This is a genomic window from Microbulbifer regidiadema (SeqCode), from assembly GCF_052467605.1.
The window spans coordinates 995,799-1,011,415 of record NZ_CP174316.1 but is presented as its reverse complement, the minus strand read 5'-3'; the positions used below and the strand labels follow the sequence as shown (position 1 = coordinate 1,011,415).

Here is a 15,617-nt window from a genome sequence, read left to right as displayed (position 1 = left end):
CGCCTTCGCTGATGGAGTCGGCGCCCTATTTGATTTTAGACCGCGATTCTTTGGAATAAAAAGAGGCCTGAATGATGGCTAAATACGCAAGGTTTCAAAGGGCGCCGCTGGTTTTGGCGATAGTTGCGGGCTCTATATTTTCACCTGTGGTGTCTGCACAAGACGCGGAATTCATTGAACCGGCTACACCTGAGGTTGAAGAGGTTATTGTCCTGGGGCGGCTGCAAGGCTCTGCTGAAGTCCTAATCCGTGAGCGCCTGGAGGAAGAGGTAATTACCGATATCCTGGGGGCTGAGATGATCGGTCGGGTGGGGGACTCTACAGTTGCTGCAGCGCTGCGGCGGGTGTCCGGGCTATCTCTGGTGGGCGATAAATTTATTTATGTGAGGGGGTTGGGGGAGCGCTATTCAAGTACAACCCTTAATGGCGCGACTGTGCCATCCCCGGATCTCACTAGAAATGTTATTCCACTGGATTTGTTTCCCACTTCCGTTGTGGACTCCCTGGCTGTACAAAAGAGTTACTCCGTCGATCAGTCAGCTTCGTTTGGTGGTGGCAATGTCGATATTCGCACCAAGGGAATACCCGATGAGCTGACTTACTCTATTGAGATTGGTACGGGCACCAACAGCGAGGTCAGCGGTGATGTGCTCAGCTATAGCGGCGGTGATGATGACATTTGGGGTACCGATGATGGTACCAGGGCGATGCCCGGTGAGATAGCTGCGGCCCTGCAACGCTTCAAGGGCAACCTTACGGTTGCGGGTATACGGGATACCCTGGTTGCTGAGGGCAATGTGTATTCCAGTGAACAAGAGGCACTAGAGGCGGCCCAAGTGTTAAATAGGCAGTTGGCCTTGGGTTTGAATCGCGATATTTCAATCACCGAGGCGTCTACTGATCCCGATCAAGACTACAAGGCCGGCGTGGGGAATCGCTTCTATTTTGGCGATGATTGGGCGTTGGGTTTCCTGGCTGGGGGCTCCTACAAGAGTCAGTGGCGGGAGAGTGAGCGCACTATCCGTGATTACGGTAATCCACAAGAGCAGATCGATCGCCGAAACGGGTCTACTTACTCTGTAGATATCAGTGGAAACTTAAATCTCGGTATTCGCTTCGCGGATGAGCATGCGGTTGAGAGTACCAGTTTGTACCTGAGAAATACGGACGATGAGACCTCAATCCGGGACTACTTTGACTCAAATCGCCTGTTATCTGATGGGGCCGGATCGAGAAATTATGAGCTGAAGTACGAAGAGCGGGAGCTGGAGCTTCATCAGATAAAGGGGAGTCACGCTCTTGGTCCGGAAACAAAAGGGCTGCTTCCCATCCGCTTTCTAAGTTGGGTGCCTGAGGCGTTGGTGCTTGATTGGTTCTATTCCGATGCGACAGCAATTACGGATATTCCCAATCAGGTCGAGGTGATTGCCAGCACGGAAACGGACCCTGAAACCGGTGAGGTTATCAGTTCAGTGGTGGATATTGCCTCGCGGAGCGCCAGCTTCCGCTTTACCGAATTGGAAGATGAGGTGCGCAACTACGGTTGGTCCGCAACGCTGCCGATTGAATTTTCCTCCTCTTCGCTGGAGCTGAGCGCTGGATTTGCACGGATCGAAAAGGGGCGCTCCTACAAGCAAACTGAATTCGGGCTGGATATTTTTAGTGTGGCTGATAGTGCCATCCTTGATGATCCTCTGAGCGAGGTATTTAGTGATAGCAATATTACTAATGATGACAATAATTTTGTTTTTGCCAAGTCGGGCAGTAACAAGCAAAGTTATTTGGCTGCCACTTCGACCGATGCGGTCTACGGTAAGTTCGATTGGACGCTTGAGGAAACCTGGCGTATTTCCGCCGGGGCCCGCTGGGAGGACTACAGTCAGGCTGCTTTAGAGTGGAACCCCTATAGCTTCTCGCAGAGCGAGCCGCAGATTACCAATGACCCCGAAGCGCTGGCCGAGGCGGTATATGCGGATGACGACATTTATCCCTCGCTATCCCTCACCTATATGGGGGCGCTCTGGGCGGAAACCTTCCAGTTGAGATTCGGTGCATCTAAGACCGCCGTGCGGCCGGACCTGCGTGAAATTACCGATGCTATTTATATTGACCCGCATACCGGCGATCAGATTAGGGGAAATTCCAATGTTCGACCATCGGAGATCGATAACTACGATCTGCGTGCAGAGTGGTTTTTTGATAGCGGCGATAGTTTGACTATTTCGGTTTTCTACAAGGATATTATCAAGCCGATTGAGTTCTTCGAGGCCGCCTCAAGTGATGACAATATTGCGCGAGAGATTATTAATGCTGAGTCCGGTGAGATTATCGGTGTTGAGCTGGAGGGGATGAAGAGCCTCGGTTTTATTGCGGAGCCGATGAACAGTTTCTTTTTGCAGGGCAATGTTACGCTGCAAGACTCGGAGATTGTTGCCGGTAATGAGGCGGATGCCCCTACAAATGCGGTCCGCGAGATGACAGGGGCATCCGATTATGTTGTCAATATGCTGTTAGGGTTTGATAGCCCTGACGGAAATCATTCTGCCAGCCTGGTTTACAACGTATTTGGTGAGCGCCTGTACAAAGCGGGGCGCGATCCGCATCCGGATTCCTTTGAGCAGCCATTCCACTCTCTGGATTTGACTTATGCCTGGTACCCAACAGATGAGGTAACGGTGAAAGCCAAGGTGCAAAACCTACTGGATGGGGCGGTTGAAATTAAGCAGCAGGGCGTTACTGTTTTTGAGGAGGAAGTTGGGCAGACCTTTGCACTGAGTGCCCAGTACAAGTTCTAGCGTGATTGCCCGGCTGTGCTCTATGTCAAATTCGAGCAAGGGGGCTTCTCGATCAATAAAAAATGGCGCCTGAGGCGCCATTTTTTTGGATCAACCAAATTACATATTTGGATAGTTGGGGCCGCCGGCACCTTCGGGGGTTACCCAGACAATATTCTGGGTTGGGTCCTTAATATCACAGGTCTTACAGTGTACGCAGTTCTGTGCGTTGATCTGGAAGCGCTTGCCGTTGGTGTCTTCAATTACCTCATAAACACCGGCAGGGCAGTAGCGCTGCGCGGGCTCATCGTAAATCGGCAGGTTGTGATTCAGCGGAACCTCCGGGTCCTTCAGGGTCAGGTGGCAAGGCTGATCTTCTTCGTGGTTCGTGTTGGAAATAAACACAGAAGACAGCTTGTCAAAGCTGAGAACACCGTCGGGCTTCGGATAGTCAATTTTTGCGCAGTCTGCCGCAGGTTTGAGCTGGGCGTGGTCCGCTTTGGTATCGCGCAGGGTCCAGGGCAGCTTGCCTTTGAAGATATTGATATCCACGAAGGCATAAGCGGAACCGAGGATATTGCCCCACTTGTGTTGCGCGGGACCGAAGTTACGCTGCATGTGGAGCTCTTTCCAGGCCCAGCTGTCGCGGTACTTGGTGGTGTAGTCGGTCAGCTCTTCACTGTTGCGCTCGGCGGCAAGGGCCTCAACTACGGATTCAGCGGCGATCATGCCGGACTTCATTGCAGTGTGGTTGCCTTTGATTTTGGCGAAGTTCAGGGTACCGGCGTTGTCGCCGATCAGCAGGCCGCCGGGGAAGGTCATCTTCGGCTGGGATTGCAGGCCGCCCTTAATAATGGCGCGGGCGCCGTAGGCAACGCGCTCGCCACCTTCCAGGTATTGCTTGATCACCGGGTGGTGCTTGTAGCGCTGGAACTCATCGAAGGGGCTCACGTGCGGGTTGCTGTAGGCCAGATCGGTAATTAGGCCGACAACCACTTGGTTGTCCTCCAGGTGGTAAAGGAAGCCACCGCCGTGGGTGGAGCTTTGCTCCAAAGGCCAGCCGGCAGTGTGAACAACCAGGCCCTGCTGGTGTTTGTCGGCGGGGACCTTCCAGATCTCTTTAATACCGATGCCGTAGTGCTGTGGGTCGGCATCTTCATCCAGCTTGAAGCGCTCGATCAGCTGCTTGCCCAGATGGCCGCGACAGCCCTCGGCGAACAGGGTGTACTTGGCGTGCAGCTCCATACCCGGCATATAGGAGTCTTTTTGCTCCCCATTCATGCCGATACCCATATCGCCGGTAGCGATGCCTTTTACGGAGCCGTCTTCGTTGTACAGAACTTCAGCAGCGGCGAAGCCCGGGAAGATTTCCACCCCCAGGTTTTCCGCTTGTTCCGCCAGCCAGCGGCACAGGTTGCCGAGACTGATAATGTAGTTGCCCTCGTTGTGCATGGTGCTGGGCACAAGCATATTGGGAACTTTGATTGAGTTCTCTTCGCTGCGCAGGACGTAGATGTCGTCGCCTTTAACCTCGGTGTTGAGCGGGGCGCCGCGCTCTTTCCAGTCGGGGAAGAGTTCATTTAGGGCGGTGGGCTCAAATACAGCGCCGGACAGGATATGAGCTCCCACTTCAGAGCCCTTCTCTACGACACACACAGAGACGTCTTCATTGAGCTGACGAATACGGCAGGCTGCTGCCAGTCCAGCGGGGCCGGCACCCACGATCACTACATCGTATTCCATTGATTCGCGTTCCACGGCACTCTCCTCAGCAGTTGTATTCAACTTTTCGCGGCCAATCCGGCCTTATCATTTATATTGCCGGCGGATTATATAGGCGTTTAATCAACCCTACCAATTGCATGACTATTCATTTGCTATGGCAAATACGCTGTATTTCAATGGCTTAATGGGGGTGGATCGGTGGTTCTTATTCCCGGAAATAGATTTTGTGAATGGCAGAAGGGTCTTCCATTTGGCTATTGATTTTGCGTTATAGAACCGCCACCATACACGCCGTTCAAACACTTGTTTGACCAGAACACCGTATCCGTTCGCGACGTGAATTATCAGTCGCGGCTGTTAAAAAGCATATTTGAGACGGGATTTCCATGAAAGTTCTTGTAGCTGTGAAACGCGTTGTTGACTACAACGTCAAGGTTCGCCCCAAGGCGGACGGCTCTGACGTTGATACAGCCAACGTCAAAATGTCTATCAACCCCTTCTGCGAAATCGCAGTAGAAGAGGCGGTGCGCTTGAAGGAAAAAGGCGTTGTCAGCGAGATAGTCGCCGTTTCCATGGGCTCCAAGCAATGCCAAGAGCAAATCCGCACTGCGCTGGCTCTGGGTGCCGATCGCGGCATCCTGGTTGAAACCGATGCTGAGCTTCAGCCTCTGGCAGTAGCTAAGTGCTTGAAAGCGATTGTTGATAAAGAAGAGCCAAAAATGGTCATTCTGGGCAAGCAGTCCATCGATGGCGACAACAACCAGACTGGCCAGATGCTGGGCGCATTGACCGGCATGGGGCAGGGCACCTTTGCTTCTGAGGTTGCTGTAGAGGACGACGCTGTTAAGGTGACTCGTGAGATCGACGGCGGCTTGCAGACTGTTGAGCTGAAACTGCCGGCTATCGTTACCACTGACCTGCGTTTGAATGAGCCGCGCTACGCGTCTCTGCCCAACATCATGAAGGCTAAGAGAAAGCCTCTGGATACCACTACCCCGGACGAGCTGGGTGTAGATATCACTCCCCGCACCAAGACCTTGAAAGTTGAGCCGCCGGCTGAGCGCCAAGCGGGCATCAAGGTTGCCGACGTTGCGGAACTGGTAGAGAAACTGAAAAACGAGGCGAAGGTAATCTGATGAGCATTCTGGTTATTGCTGAACACGACAACGCCGAACTGAAGGGCGCTACGCTCAACACTATCGCTGCGGCTAAAGCTATCGGTGGCGATGTTGCCGTACTGGTAGCCGGATCTGGTTGCGCTTCTGTAGCGGAAGCTGCCGCTAAGGTAGAGGGCGTTTCCAAAGTACTGCTGGCAGACAACGCTGCTTACGAGCACCAGTTGGCTGAGAACGTTGCCAAATTGGTAGCGGACCTGGGCAAAGACTACGGTCACATCCTGGCCCCGGCCACCACCACCGGTAAGAACATGCTGCCGCGCGCCGCTGCGCTGCTGGATGTCCAGCCTATCTCCGACATCGTTGCGGTTGAAAGTGCAGACACCTTCAAGCGTCCGATCTATGCCGGTAACGTAATTGCCACCGTACAGAGCTCCGACGCCATCAAGGTGATCTCTGTGCGTACTACTGCCTTCGACGCAGTGGCCGCTGAAGGTGGAAGTGCCGCAGTTGAGTCTGTAGATATCGCAGATGACGCTGGTGTTTCCTCTTTTGTTGGCGAAGAGCTGGCTGTATCCGACCGTCCCGAACTGACTGCGGCAAGCGTCGTGATCTCCGGTGGTCGCGGTATGCAGAACGGCGACAACTTCGAAATGCTGTACAAGCTGGCCGATAAGCTGGGTGCTGCCGTTGGTGCTTCCCGCGCCGCAGTGGACGCAGGTTTCGTACCCAACGACATGCAGGTTGGTCAAACTGGTAAGATCGTTGCTCCCGACCTGTACATCGCTGTGGGTATCTCCGGTGCCATCCAGCACTTGGCGGGTATGAAGGACTCCAAAGTGATCGTAGCCATCAACAAAGACGAAGAAGCTCCGATCTTCTCTGTTGCTGATTACGGCCTGGTAGCTGACCTGTTTGAAGCGGTTCCCGAGCTTGAAACCAAGCTGTAATCGCTGATTACAGTACTGGTTAGTATTAGAAAAGGCGGCGTAATGTCGCCTTTTCTTGTTTTTTGATGACGGTTTGCGGAACTAGTGTACAGTTTCAGGGACGAAAAGGAGGTTTACAGTGTTTAACTCGAAAGAGCGTTGCCTTTCCTGAGCTGAGGCAAGAGAATAGGCGTCAAAAACCAATAACCTCAAAAACTGAACTTGTATGTGGGTATGTACATGTCCCCTCTAGCACGAGCCGTCGGCTCTCTCGGCAGTAAGTTTGCCGAAGGAGAGTCCAGTAAAGGCCTTTCCCGTGGCACTATGGCAGCACTGGCTGTTGGCCTGTTGTGGGCGTCCGGTAATTTATTTGCTTATGGCTCTTTGCTAATCCCCAGTGATCCACAGGAATCTCTGTTGGCAGAGCGTAAAAACCCCCGAGGGGCTCCCTCTCCGCAAGCTGCCAGTCTTCCCAGCACCCCATTTTTTGGTCGCGCTGAACCGAAAAAGGCTGCATCAGTGCCTGATGTCGACCTCGAAAACATTCCTCTGACTCAGTTGAATATTGTTTTATCTGGGGTTTTTGACAGCTCCAATAAAACCAAAGCCAGTGCCCTGGTGTCTGAGAAAGGTAAACCTTCCAAGCGTTTATACGTAGGCGATCAGCTACCCGGTGGTGCTGAGCTCTACGCTGTTGAGGTGGACCATGTGGTCCTTCGCCGCAATGGCAAGATGGAAAAGCTCACATACCCAGAAGTGGATGGAAGACCAAACGTACCCTTGAAAGGTGTCAGTAGTTCCAGGCAGAGAACCACGAGTTCCAGCTCCTCCAGAAGAACTGCTCAACGAGGTGAACAGCAGCAGGACATTCGCGAGAGAATGGAGCAGCTGCGTGAATTGGCTCGCGAGCGCCGTGCTCAGCGTCAGCCTAAATAAAACTATCTACCTAGATTGTTTTGATTTTTTGAACACTTACTAGAGCCAGATAAATAATGATGAAGATGTTTTATCGACGGTTGCTTGCGGTCGGGTTGAGTTTTTTAATTTGTACTGCAGCGCTGGCTCAGGGCCCGGAGCGGGTAACTCTCTCCCTCGACAATGCAGATATTCGGGATCTGATTAATTGGGCCGCTGATTTCACTGGCAAAAACATTATTGTCCACCCAAATGTTAAAGGTAAGGTCACCGTCGTAGCGGGTGACCCCATGACACACAATGAAGCCTTCGATGTGTTTATGTCTGTACTCCAGGTTAACGGGTTTAGCCTGGTGGAGCAGGGCGGCACCTGGAAGGTGGTTCCGGATGCACTGGCCAAGCAGCAGGCGATACCTGTTGCCGATGAGAGCACTCGCGCCCCGGCAGAATCCCTGGTTGTACGCACGGTCAGGGTTGAAAATATTTCCGCTTCGCAGCTGATTGCCATGCTGCGCCCGCTGATTCCGCAAACTGGGCATTTGGCTGCCTATGCGGATACCAATACCCTGATTATTGCCGATCGCGCGGCCAATATTGATCAGATTATTCGCCTGGTTAAGCAGCTCGACCGAGCTGGCGCTATCGATATTGAAGTGGTACCACTGATGTTTGCTTCCGCCAAGGAAGTTCAACAGGTGCTCAACGATCTGCTGCAAACCAGCGGCAACAAAGCGGGCAAAGAAGTTCAGCCTCTGCGTATCTCTGTCGATGAGCGCTCCAATAGTATTCTTCTAACCGGAGACCCGGTCACCCGCCAACAGATCAAGACCGTTATCGGCCGCCTTGATGCGCCGCTGGATGGGGATGGCAACACCGCTGTTGTATATATTCAGTACTCCGATGCCGCAGATCTCAAGCCGATCCTCGAAGGCATGAGCGGTAGCATCCAGAACACCGAGAAAGACCAGCAGGCTGCAAATGTTGAAGTCAGCATTCAGGTTAACGAGTCCCTCAACGCTCTGGTTCTGACTGCACCTCCCGCACTCCTGGAGACTATGAAGGGAGTGATTGCCCGCTTGGATGTGCGCAGAGCGCAGGTTCTGATTGAGGCAATTATCGTAGAGGTAACAGAGGGTACGGGCAGTGAGCTGGGTATCAGCTGGATCGCCGGTGCCGGTGGTAATGCGGTTGCCGGTTGGAACAATTCTGGCTCTTACGATGACGACGATGAGTTCAACCCGTTCTCCCTGCCAGTAACCGATCTGCTCGGTGCCGGCTCCCTGAACCTAGGCTATCTCAGTGGCGATGATATTCGCGCGGCTATTAATGCGGTAGCGTCTGAGAGCAACACCAATATCCTGTCTACGCCGACCATTATGGCGCTGGATAATGAAGAGGCTGAGATTCTGGTTGGCCAGAACGTGCCCTTTATCACCGGTGAGCAATTACTGTCTGGTAGTAATGATGACCCCTTCACCACAATTCAGCGTGAGGATGTGGGTACCACCCTTAAAGTGACTCCCCGTGTTAACAACAACAACTCGGTGACACTGGAAATTGAACAGACAGTTGAGAATGTCCTCTCTTCGGCTACGGCATTGGCGGAAGGTGCATCTGACATTGTGACCAGTAAGCGCGAAATCCGCACGAAAGTGTTGATTGATGATGGTGCGATTCTGGTGCTGGGCGGTTTGATGGAGGATCAGGTGAGTGAAACTGTATCCAAAGTGCCCCTGCTTGGCGATATCCCCGGTATTGGCCGCCTGTTCAGAAATACTGAAAAGAGTGTTAGCAAGACCAACCTGATGGTGTTCCTGCGCCCGAAAATCCTCAGCTCCCAAGTGGCCGGTTACGAGGAGACGCGCAAGCGCTACATGGATATGCAACAGAAGCAAATGTTCCTGAAAGATCGCACCAGCCTGATTTGGGATTGGCACAGCGGAGATGTACTGCCCGATATGGTGCCGCCAACTGGCAGCTATAACGAGAGCCCCACCTCTGTAGATGACGCTGTAGTTGAATCCCTGGAAGAGGAAATGGATGTCGAGGTGCTGGAGGTCGAAGAAGCTAAATGACGGCTGATACAGGAATAGGGACTCCAACCATTCGCCGCCTTCCCTACGCTTTTGCAAAGCGTCATAAGGTTCTGCTAACGGAACAGGAAGGCAAACCTCTCTGCCAATATGTGGCGCCGCTGAGCCCTTCAGCGGTGGCCGAAGTGCAGCGCATCAGTGGCGGTGCCATCTCTTTGGAGGCCGTAGAGGAAGGTGTTTTTCAGGGCGCCTTGCAGCGCCTGTATGAAAACAGAGAGGGGGGTAACCTCTCTGAGGTTGAGGGACTCGGTGAAGATCTGGATCTGGCAGCGGTCGCCGACTCGCTGCCCGAGACTGAAGACTTGCTGGAGCAGGAAGACGATGCCCCCATCGTCAAGTTGATCAACGCAATTTTCGCGGAGTCCCTCAAGCAGGGCGCCTCGGATATTCATATTGAAACCTTTGAGAAGCGCCTGGTTGTGCGCTTCCGGGTGGACGGCGTGCTCCGCGAAGTGCTGCAACCCCGGCGCGCTTTAGCGCCACTGCTGGTATCCCGTATCAAGGTAATGGCCAAGCTGGATATCGCCGAGAAACGCGTTCCCCAGGACGGCCGCATCTCCCTGTTGATGGCTGGTCGCGAGGTGGACGTCCGTGTTTCCACTATGCCGTCATCGGCGGGGGAGCGGGTTGTGATGCGTCTGCTGGATAAGCAGGCGGGCAAAATGGACCTGAGCAAGCTGGGTATGGCGGATCGCGACTTGCGCGTGATGACAGACCTGTTGGCACACCCCCACGGCATTATTCTGGTAACCGGACCAACCGGTTCCGGTAAAACCACCACTTTGTATGCGGGCCTCGGCAGTATCAATAACCGTGAGAAGAACATTCTGACGGTAGAGGACCCGGTGGAATACAACCTGGAAGGTGTGGGGCAGACCCAGGTAAATACCAAGGCCGATATGACTTTCGCCCGAGGTCTCCGCGCGATTCTGCGCCAGGACCCGGATGTGGTGATGGTCGGTGAGATTCGCGACCTGGAAACCATGCAGATTGCGATCCAGGCGAGTTTGACCGGGCACTTGGTGCTCTCGACGCTGCACACCAATACCGCTTTGGGTTCGGTAACCCGTTTGGTGGATATGGGCATTGAGCCCTTCCTGCTGTCATCCAGCTTGATTGGGGTTCTGGCCCAGCGCCTGGTGCGGGTTCTGTGCCCCGAGTGTAAGCAACCCCACGTCGCCGATAGCGGCGAGCGTGAAGTGCTCGGCGTCGGGCCCGATGAAGAGACCGTTATCTATCGACCCGCTGGCTGTAAGGAATGCAATCACAGCGGCTATGTCGGCCGTATCGGTATCTATGAGTTGGTGCCGCTCAATGAGGTAATGCGCCAATTGATCCACGATCGCGCTTCAGAAAGTAAGCTGGTTGCCGAAGCCCGAAAACTCGGCCCCAGTATCCGCGACGATGGTCTTGAAAAAGTACTCGCGGGTAGGACCTCCCTCGAGGAAGTACTACGAGTTACGCAGGAGTCCTGATTGTGGCAGCTTTTGAGTATACAGCGCTGGCGGCATCCGGGCGCAAGAGTCGCGGTACGCTCGAGGCGGATAGCGCTCGCTCTGCCAGGCAGCAACTGCGCGCCAAGGGCATGGTACCGCTGGAAGTCAGTGCGGCCACTGAAAAAGAAGAGAAGGGCGGGGCCAGTTTTCTGTCAGGAAGCCCGGGGCTCAGTGTTAAAAACCTGGCCTTGCTAACCCGGCAGATGTCCACCCTGTTGCGAGCGGGTATTCCCCTGGAGGAAACTCTGGGGGCCATTGCCAACCAAACTCGCAACCAAAAAATCAAACGGGTGGTACTGGCAGTACGGGGCAAGATTCTGGAAGGGCACAGCTTTGCGCTGGCCCTGGGCAGCTTCCCCCGGGCATTCCCCAAACTCTACCGCGCCACGGTGGAAGCGGGGGAGCACTCCGGCCACCTGGATGCGGTTCTGGACCGCCTCGGTGACTACACCGAAGGGCAGCAACAGTTTCGACAGAAGGTCCAGCTCGCACTGATCTACCCTGTCGTTTTGGTATTTATCTGTGTGCTGGTGGTAACCGGTTTGATGGTGTACGTGGTGCCCGATGTGATCGAGGTATTCACCGGCACCGGGCAGGTCCTGCCGCTGGCCACCCGAATCCTGGTATCCATGAGTGACTTTATCGCTGCCTGGGGCTGGCTGGTGCCACCGGCAATCGGAGCGCTTATTTTTGGCATTGTAATGATGCTGCGGCGCCCGGCAATTCGATATCGTTTCCACCACCGTTTGCTGGAGCTGCCACTTATTGGCTGGATGATGCGCGGTACCCAGAGTGCCCGCTATGTGGGTACCCTGGCGATTCTCACCGGCAGTAGTGTGCCACTGGTTCAGGCCATGGGTATCGCCGGCGGGGTGATGACCAATACTTTCCTTAAAGATCGCCTCGATGCCGCGCAAAAAAGCGTGCGCGAGGGCGGCAGTCTGCGCAAAGCACTGGAAGATGTGGGTTATTTCCCGCCGATGATGATCTATATGATCGCCAGTGGCGAGTCCTCGGGCACGCTCGATGAAATGCTACAGCGCGCGGCGGATTCGCAAGAGCAGGATCTACAGGGTGCGGTCACGGCCTTTGTCAGTATCTTTGAGCCCCTGATGCTACTGATTATGGCGGCTATCGTACTCTTCATCGTAATGGCTATTATGATGCCGATTCTCAGCATGAACGAATTGGTTGTTTAACGCTCAAAGAGGTGTCAGTCGAAGAGCGATTGTGTCGCTGTTTTAGGTGGTCGATATGAAACCTTTATACAGCAGTGCCGGCTATACACTGCTTGAGGTGTTAAAGATTCTCGTTGGGCTGGGGGCTGTAATTTTGCTGGGCATATTACTGCTTTAGGCTGGGGAATCGTGTAATTTAGTGTTTTGGTGACTTTTAAATAATTGGGGTCACGAAGGGTATCGCGACCCTTGGGGTTCCCAGAGTTAGAGTGAATTAGGAGAGAAAAATGAAAACCCTGCGTAAAAGTGGCGGCTTTACCCTGATTGAAATTATGGTGGTAATCGTAATTCTCGGGGTCCTCGGTGCATTGGTTGTACCTAATGTCCTCGGTAAAACCGGGGAAGCGCGAATGAAAGCGGCCAGGGTTGACCTGAAAGCTATTGAGACCGCATTGGATCTCTACCGCATGGATAACTTTGTCTACCCCAGCTCCGATCAGGGCCTGATGGCACTGGTCTCCCGTCCCTCCGGCTTCCCCGAAGCTAAAAACTGGACCGAACCCTACCTGAAGAAAGCGCCGAAAGATCCCTGGGGCTACGAGTACCAATACATCAGCCCAGGCAGTGCCGGTGACTACGACCTGTTCACCTTAGGTGCCGACGGCAAAGCAGGTGGTGAAGGCGAAGCCGCTGATATCTACGTTACTGACCTGTAACACCTGAACCTTGTATTCAATGTACAGCATCGGTCGAAGCCGTGGTTTTACACTGATTGAGCTCTTGGTAGTGATCGTCATCATCGCCTCGCTGGCGGGGATGGCGACGCTGTCGATGGGGAATTCTGCTGGGCGCATGTGGCAAAAAGAGGCCCAGCGCCTGTCGGCCCTGATGCAGTTGGTGGCGGACCGAGCCCTGATCGACAAGATGCACTACGGTGTTGTTTTTAAGCAGGGCGCCTATAGCGTGGTGCATTTTGAACAGGAAACCATGAGCTGGCTGCCGCTGGATACCGTGATGTCCGGCAGGCGCGCTGCGCGCTTTGCCAACCATGAGTTGCCGGAAATTATCCGCCTTGAGGTTATTACAGAGGCGGAGTTGCCCGCCGCTGAGTCCACCGAGTTCGGCGAAGAGAACGATGAAGATCGGCTGGTTCCGCAATTTGTCGCCCTCTCTAGTGGCGAGGTGCTGCCGGTGGAAGTTGTCATGTACCTCGTTGAGAATGGCGATGATGTTAGAGGTGCGACTATTTCCTATACCAGCCTAAATGGATTGCAGCTAGAGTGGCAGACCGATGAATTTTAAGGGGACTCAGCGCGGTTTTACCTTGGTTGAGGTGCTGATCGCTCTGGTTATTTTTGGGGTTATTGCCGCCAGTGTCCTACAGGCAATGCAGCGCAGTGTGCGCCAGCAGCGGGTGATGGAAGATCGCCTCGCCGCAAACTGGGTGGCTCAACAAGTGCTTTCCCAAGTGCGGGTACAAAACCCTTGGCCCCCTGTGGGCGAACAAAAAGACCAGGTGTCATTGGGACAGCGGGAGTGGGAAGTCAGCGCGCGTGTGGAGGCCACCACTAATGAGCGGCTGCGCCATATCATTATTGAGGTCAGTCACTTGGATGCAGAGTTTCCAACCCTCACCCTGGATGCCTGGGCTGCGGAGGAGTGATGAATATGTCGACACGCCTTCCCAGTCAGTCGGGTTTTACCCTCGTTGAAGTTCTTATCGTTTTAGTTCTGGTCGCCATTATCAGTGTCGGCTCCTTTTCCCTGCTGGGGCTCTTTTTTGACACCGAAGAGATGGTCGATCAGCGTGCGGAGCAACTGCGCCGCTTTTCCATGGCGATGTACCGCATCGATAACGATTTTCGCCAAGTTACGGCCCGCGCCATCAAAAATGCTTACAGCGGCTATGAACCGGCGCTGCGCGGTGATGAGGATGAACTGGAATTCACCCGCCTCGGCGCGGCAAACCTGACCGGTGAACCCAGGGGGGAATTGTTGCGTCTGAGTTACGCGATCGGTTATGCCGAGGATCTGGAGAGTGACTCCCTTGTCAGCAATACTGGAGAGGATGAGGATATCGGCGGCTTGCTGTTGCGCAGTCGCTGGCAGATCCTGGACCGCTCTCCAGATTCAGAATCTATCGCCGAGCCCCTACTTACGGGGGTCGAAAGCCTGAGTTTTCAATACCTGGACCCGGACAGCGATGCCTGGGTTGCCCAGTGGCCGCCAGTTAGTTCCACCACTTCCACAACCAGTGCTGACACCCGTCTTCCTGAAGCCATAGAGCTTGTGCTTGTCACCCGGCAGTACGGGGAGATTCGCCGCGTCTTCCAGTTACCGGTAGAGGAAGGCACCTCTTCTGACGATAACGGCGACGACGATGACGATACCTAAGCAATGAAGAGTAGAAATATGCCAGCGTTGCTGGGGCGTCAAAGAGGGGTGGCTCTAATTGTTGTACTGCTGGTGATGGTGATCGCCATCGCGGCGGTATCCCACGCTATATTGCGCGATCAAATTGCGATTTCCCGCAGCGGTGCACTGCTGGCCAATACACAGCTCGCCGAGTTTGTCGAAGCTGCGGAGGCCTGGACGCGGGTATCTCTATTAGAGGATTTTGAGGACGATCAGGAAAATAGTGAAGTTGTAGACCACGCCCTGGAGAACTGGGCCTTCCCGGTGCTGCAATTCAACCCTGATAACGGCAAGATTCGCATGAATATCAAAGACTTACATTCATGCTTTAACGTCAATAATCTGTCTGATAGCAGCGCTACCGACCAATTTACAATCTTTCAGCGCCTGGTAAGTAATGTTACTGGCAAGTCTGACCTGGCAAATTCAGTTGCAGATTGGGTGGATGACGGCGATACCCCGCGAACATCGGGTACCGAGGACGACGGCTACCTGGGTAGGGAGCTCGCCCACAGAACGCCGGATATTATGATCACCGATATCTCTGAATTGGCATCGGTGATAGATATGGAGACTGAGGACTGGCAGAAACTGGTGCCTTTTCTCTGCGCTCTGCCGGAGACGGGCACCCTGGTAAATATCAATACGGCTCCGGAGGAGCTGATCGAAGCGATCGAGCCGGCGGCGAGCGTTTCCAAGCTGGTACAGTTTCGTGAGTCCGGCGGCTATATCAGTGACTCGAGTGAATACGCGGATTACGACATCGTCAATACGGGACCTTTTACTTTCCAAAGCCAGCACTTTCTGGCGCGTATTGCGGTCCAACTCGGAGATGGCGGTGAATACCGACAGTACTGGGAGTCCGCCCTGGTTCGGGATAGCACAGATGGCCAGGTTCGGGTGCGCCAGCGCCAGCGCCGGGCATTTTCTGGTCAAATGATGCAGGAGCTACTCGACTACGAAAGCACTGAATAGAG

At 54.0% G+C, this 15,617-nt stretch carries 13 protein-coding genes; 12 read left to right on the top strand and 1 reads right to left on the bottom strand.

Annotated elements, in window-relative coordinates; translation table 11 throughout:
* The first annotated feature begins 71 nt into the window (after positions 1–71).
* Positions 72–2,795: a TonB-dependent receptor domain-containing protein gene (locus ACJJIF_RS05070; protein ID WP_444931160.1), complete on the top strand. Its 2,724-nt coding sequence runs from the start codon at positions 72–74 to the stop codon at positions 2,793–2,795.
* A gap of 99 nt (positions 2,796–2,894) precedes the next feature.
* Here the strand turns inward: ACJJIF_RS05070 and ACJJIF_RS05065 are convergent, their stop codons facing one another.
* Positions 2,895–4,532 carry an electron transfer flavoprotein-ubiquinone oxidoreductase gene (locus tag ACJJIF_RS05065; protein ID WP_444931159.1) on the bottom strand — a complete coding sequence of 546 codons (1,638 nt, stop codon included), beginning with the start codon at positions 4,530–4,532 and terminating at the stop codon, positions 2,895–2,897.
* Positions 4,533–4,885: 353 nt separating this feature from the next.
* On the opposite strand from ACJJIF_RS05065, the gene ACJJIF_RS05060 reads away from it, so the two are divergent.
* The 11 genes from ACJJIF_RS05060 (at position 4,886) to gspK (ending at position 15,615) form a co-directional block, all read left to right on the top strand.
* Positions 4,886–5,635 carry an electron transfer flavoprotein subunit beta/FixA family protein gene (locus ACJJIF_RS05060; protein WP_444931158.1) on the top strand — a complete coding sequence of 250 codons (750 nt, stop codon included), beginning with the start codon at positions 4,886–4,888 and terminating at the stop codon, positions 5,633–5,635.
* A complete protein-coding gene (locus ACJJIF_RS05055) occupies positions 5,635–6,564 on the top strand; it encodes an electron transfer flavoprotein subunit alpha/FixB family protein (RefSeq protein WP_444931157.1) in 930 nt (309 codons plus the stop codon). Before ACJJIF_RS05060 ends, ACJJIF_RS05055 begins: the two co-directional genes overlap by 1 nt.
* A 219-nt stretch (positions 6,565–6,783) precedes the next feature.
* Positions 6,784–7,479 (top strand): type II secretion system protein N, encoded by a 696-nt coding sequence (locus ACJJIF_RS05050; protein WP_444931156.1) that lies wholly within the window; start codon positions 6,784–6,786, stop codon positions 7,477–7,479.
* Between the two features lie 56 nt (positions 7,480–7,535).
* Positions 7,536–9,533 carry a type II secretion system secretin GspD gene (gspD, locus tag ACJJIF_RS05045; protein ID WP_444931155.1) on the top strand — a complete coding sequence of 666 codons (1,998 nt, stop codon included), beginning with the start codon at positions 7,536–7,538 and terminating at the stop codon, positions 9,531–9,533.
* Complete coding sequence (gene gspE, locus ACJJIF_RS05040) at positions 9,530–11,026, top strand: type II secretion system ATPase GspE (protein ID WP_444931154.1); 1,497 nt, start codon at positions 9,530–9,532, stop codon at positions 11,024–11,026. Before gspD ends, gspE begins: the two co-directional genes overlap by 4 nt.
* Positions 11,027–11,028: 2 nt before the next feature.
* Positions 11,029–12,246, top strand: a complete 1,218-nt coding sequence (gspF, locus tag ACJJIF_RS05035; RefSeq protein ID WP_444931153.1) for a type II secretion system inner membrane protein GspF — start codon at positions 11,029–11,031, stop codon at positions 12,244–12,246.
* A gap of 266 nt (positions 12,247–12,512) precedes the next feature.
* Positions 12,513–12,941, top strand: a complete 429-nt coding sequence (gspG, locus tag ACJJIF_RS05030) for a type II secretion system major pseudopilin GspG (RefSeq protein WP_444931152.1) — start codon at positions 12,513–12,515, stop codon at positions 12,939–12,941.
* 19 nt (positions 12,942–12,960) lie between these two features.
* Positions 12,961–13,527 (top strand): type II secretion system minor pseudopilin GspH, encoded by a 567-nt coding sequence (gene gspH / locus ACJJIF_RS05025; protein ID WP_444931151.1) that lies wholly within the window; start codon positions 12,961–12,963, stop codon positions 13,525–13,527.
* Positions 13,517–13,888, top strand: coding sequence for a type II secretion system minor pseudopilin GspI (gspI, locus tag ACJJIF_RS05020; RefSeq protein ID WP_444931150.1), 372 nt, complete (start codon positions 13,517–13,519; stop codon positions 13,886–13,888). Before gspH ends, gspI begins: the two co-directional genes overlap by 11 nt.
* Positions 13,889–13,893: 5 nt before the next feature.
* Positions 13,894–14,619 carry a type II secretion system protein GspJ gene (locus ACJJIF_RS05015; RefSeq protein ID WP_444931149.1) on the top strand — a complete coding sequence of 242 codons (726 nt, stop codon included), beginning with the start codon at positions 13,894–13,896 and terminating at the stop codon, positions 14,617–14,619.
* Positions 14,620–14,637: 18 nt separating this feature from the next.
* Positions 14,638–15,615 (top strand): type II secretion system minor pseudopilin GspK, encoded by a 978-nt coding sequence (gene gspK / locus ACJJIF_RS05010; RefSeq protein WP_444931148.1) that lies wholly within the window; start codon positions 14,638–14,640, stop codon positions 15,613–15,615.
* Positions 15,616–15,617 lie beyond the last annotated feature (2 nt).

Coding starts and splice junctions, on each gene's coding strand:
- ACJJIF_RS05070 (WP_444931160.1), top strand. CDS start 72: ATGATGGCTAAATACGCAAGGTTTCAAAGGGCGCCGCTGGTTTTGGCG.
- ACJJIF_RS05060 (WP_444931158.1), top strand. CDS start 4,886: ATGAAAGTTCTTGTAGCTGTGAAACGCGTTGTTGACTACAACGTCAAG.
- ACJJIF_RS05055 (WP_444931157.1), top strand. CDS start 5,635: ATGAGCATTCTGGTTATTGCTGAACACGACAACGCCGAACTGAAGGGC.
- ACJJIF_RS05050 (WP_444931156.1), top strand. CDS start 6,784: ATGTCCCCTCTAGCACGAGCCGTCGGCTCTCTCGGCAGTAAGTTTGCC.
- gspD (WP_444931155.1), top strand. CDS start 7,536: ATGATGAAGATGTTTTATCGACGGTTGCTTGCGGTCGGGTTGAGTTTT.
- gspE (WP_444931154.1), top strand. CDS start 9,530: ATGACGGCTGATACAGGAATAGGGACTCCAACCATTCGCCGCCTTCCC.
- gspG (WP_444931152.1), top strand. CDS start 12,513: ATGAAAACCCTGCGTAAAAGTGGCGGCTTTACCCTGATTGAAATTATG.
- gspH (WP_444931151.1), top strand. CDS start 12,961: ATGTACAGCATCGGTCGAAGCCGTGGTTTTACACTGATTGAGCTCTTG.
- gspI (WP_444931150.1), top strand. CDS start 13,517: ATGAATTTTAAGGGGACTCAGCGCGGTTTTACCTTGGTTGAGGTGCTG.
- ACJJIF_RS05015 (WP_444931149.1), top strand. CDS start 13,894: ATGTCGACACGCCTTCCCAGTCAGTCGGGTTTTACCCTCGTTGAAGTT.
- gspK (WP_444931148.1), top strand. CDS start 14,638: ATGCCAGCGTTGCTGGGGCGTCAAAGAGGGGTGGCTCTAATTGTTGTA.